General features: G+C 59.3%; 2 protein-coding genes. One reads left to right on the forward strand and one right to left on the reverse strand.

The window, feature by feature from the left end; genetic code table 11:
• The coding region (locus L691_RS28095; RefSeq protein ID WP_036735743.1) for a YtrH family sporulation protein at positions 1–126 on the reverse strand (126 nt) is incomplete at its 3' end.
• A gap of 151 nt (positions 127–277) precedes the next feature.
• Between L691_RS28095 and L691_RS0106615 the strand changes: the two genes are divergently transcribed.
• Positions 278–3,103 (forward strand): DNA polymerase III subunit alpha (locus L691_RS0106615; RefSeq protein ID WP_025689528.1); only part of this gene is annotated, 2,826 nt, incomplete at its 3' end.

Genomic DNA, 3,103 nt, shown 5'->3' on the forward strand with positions numbered 1-3,103 from the left:
GAGCATCGTCTGCGTCGGCTGCTGAAGCGATACGACCGCCCCGATGCCGCCCAGCATGGCGCCGCCCAGCACGATGCCGAAGGCGATAAAGAAATCGAGGACGGCCTTGCTTAAAAATACGTTCATATAGTCCTCCTTTGCCGGGACGCGGCCCATATTATGCGTTTTTTGCCTGTCCCTGTGCTCTCCCTTCATTCTATGGGCCTTTCTCCCTTCAATATGATAAAATAGTTGTATTACCGGACAATTTGTCCGGAGCGGGAAAGGAAGTGGGATCATGAGTCCTTTCGTGCATCTGCATGTGCACAGCGAATACAGTTTATTGGACGGGGCGGCGCGCATTGCCGATCTGGTGCGCCGGGCCGGCGAACACGGCATGAAGTCGCTGGCGCTGACCGATCACGGAGTGATGTACGGGGCGATCCCTTTTTATAAAGCGTGCAAGGAGAACGGCATCAAGCCGATCATCGGCTGCGAGGCTTACCTGACGGCGGGCTCGCGCCGCGAGCGCGGCAGCCGCAAGGATCAGCCGATTTACCATCTTATCCTGCTCGCGAGGAACGAGGAAGGATACCGCAATCTGATGAGACTCGTCTCCATCGGCCAGCTGGAAGGCTATCACTACAAGCCGAGAATTGACATGGAAGCCCTTGCCGCGCACGCGGAGGGCCTTATTTGTCTAAGCTCCTGCCTTGGCGGAGAGGTGCCCCAGCATCTGCTTCACGGACGGGACGGCGAGGCGAAGAAGGCGGCGCTGCGGTACAAGGAGATCTTCGGCGAATATTTCTATCTGGAGCTTCAGGATCACGGAATGCCCGAACAAAAAAGAGTGAATCCGAAGCTGATCGCTCTGGCCGAAGAGACGGGCATCCCCCTGGTCGCCACCAATGACGTGCATTACTTGTCCCGGGAGGATTCCGAGGTTCAGGATGTGCTGATCTGCATCGGTACGGGCAAGACGGTGGACGATGAGGAACGGCTGCAAATCGGAACGGACCAGCTCTATTTAAAAAGCGGCGAGGAAATGGCCGCGCTGTTTCCGCATGTGCCGGAGGCGATAGCCAATACCGCTGTCATCGCTGACAAATGCAATCTGGAGCTGGAATTTGGCAGGCATATTCTTCCAGCCTACTCTCCGCTGCCAGAAGGACTGGATGCCGCCGCCTATTTGCGCCGGCTGTGTGAAGCGGGCCTGGAGGAGCGCTACGGGGATACTCCCCGGTGGGACTCGGATCAGGAAAAGCGACGCGCGGAGGAGCGGCTGGCCTATGAGCTTGGTGTTATTGAGACGATGGGTTTCTCCGATTATTTTCTGATCGTCTGGGATTTTATCGCCTTCTGCCACAAGCAGGGCATCGCGACAGGACCCGGAAGGGGCTCGTCCGCGGGCAGCCTCACTGCTTACTGCCTGCGCATTACCGATGTTGATCCGCTGAAGTACAACCTGCTGTTCGAGCGCTTTCTGAATCCCGAGCGGATCACGATGCCCGATATCGACATTGATTTCAGCGACGAGCGGCGCGATGAGGTCATATCCTATGTAGCGGAGAAATACGGCGAGGAGCATGTCGCCCAGATTATTACGTTCGGAACCTTGGCGGCGCGGGCTGCGGTGCGCGATGTGGGACGGGCGCTGAACCTGCCCTACGGGGAGGTGGACAAAGCCGCGAAGCTGATCCCCGGGACACTCGGCATCAGCATCGCGCGGGCGCTTGAGAGCAGTCCGGATCTCAAGGCGCTGTACCAAGGCAATCCGAAGACCCGGGATTTGCTGGACATGGCGATGAAGGTGGAGGGCATGCCAAGGCATGCCTCGACGCATGCTGCCGGGGTCGTCATTTCCCGGGGGCCGCTTACCGATGCCGTTCCGCTGCAGGAGGGCAATGAGGGAACGGCCTTGACCCAATATTCGATGGAGCACTTGGAGAGCATAGGGCTGCTGAAGATGGATTTTCTGGGCCTCAGAACGCTGTCGATTATCGAGCGGTGCATGAACTGGATCGGACAGATGACCGGCAGCACGCCGGATTTCCGGGAGATCCCGGATGACGACGAACCGACGTATGCGATGCTGGGCCACGGCGAGACGACGGGCGTGTTCCAGCTGGAGTCGGCGGGCATTCGCCGGGTACTCAAGGATCTGAAGCCGACCGTGTTCGAGGATATCATTTCGGTGCTGGCGCTGTACCGGCCCGGCCCGATGGAGTTTATTCCGAAATATATTCAGGGCAAGCACGGGCTTGCCGAAGTGGAATATCCCCACCCCGACCTGATCCCGATCCTGTCCGATACCTACGGCATTATCGTCTATCAGGAGCAGATCATGCAGATCGCATCGGCAATGGCCGGATTTTCGCTTGGCGAAGCGGATTTGCTGCGCAGAGCCGTATCCAAGAAGAAGCGCGAAACGCTGGACCGCGAGCGCGGCCATTTCGTGAAGGGAAGCCTAAAGCATGGCTACGAGGAAGCCGACGCGAACGCGGTCTACGACATGATCGTGCGCTTTGCCGATTACGGCTTCCCCCGTGCTCATGCCGCAGCTTACGGTGTGCTGGCCTTCCAGACAGCGTACCTCAAGGCCCATTATCCGGTGCAGTTTATGGCTTCCATGCTGACGGCGGTAACGGGCGTCCACCGCAAGGTGGCGGAGTATGTGCTGGAATGCCGGCGCATGGGAATTGGCGTGCTGCCGCCGGATGTAAACTTGAGCGGCGTGCTGTTCACCCCGGTGGACGGCGGCAGCGGCGCGGGCGGACATATCCGCTTCGGGCTGGCGGCGATCAAGAATGTCGGTACGCTGGCCGTGGAGAGCATACTGGAAGCCCGGAAGGAGCGGCCCTTTGACAGCCTGCTCGATTTCTGCCGCCGCGTTGATCTGAGGGTCTGCAACAAGCGCGTCGTGGAATCGCTGATCCAGGCGGGAGCTTTTGACAGCCTGCCCGGGCACCGGGCGCAGCTGCTGGCGATGCTGGACGAGACGGTGGATGCTGCCGCTAAATGGCGCAAGGAGCGCGAGGAGCTGCAAATCCAGCTGTTCGACGACCTCGTCGAAATGCCGAACTGGGATATCCGGTATCCCGATATTCCGCAGTTTACGGCGGGG

The organism is Paenibacillus zanthoxyli JH29 (assembly GCF_000520715.1).
Classification (GTDB): Bacteria; Bacillota; Bacilli; order Paenibacillales; family Paenibacillaceae; genus Paenibacillus_AQ; species Paenibacillus_AQ zanthoxyli.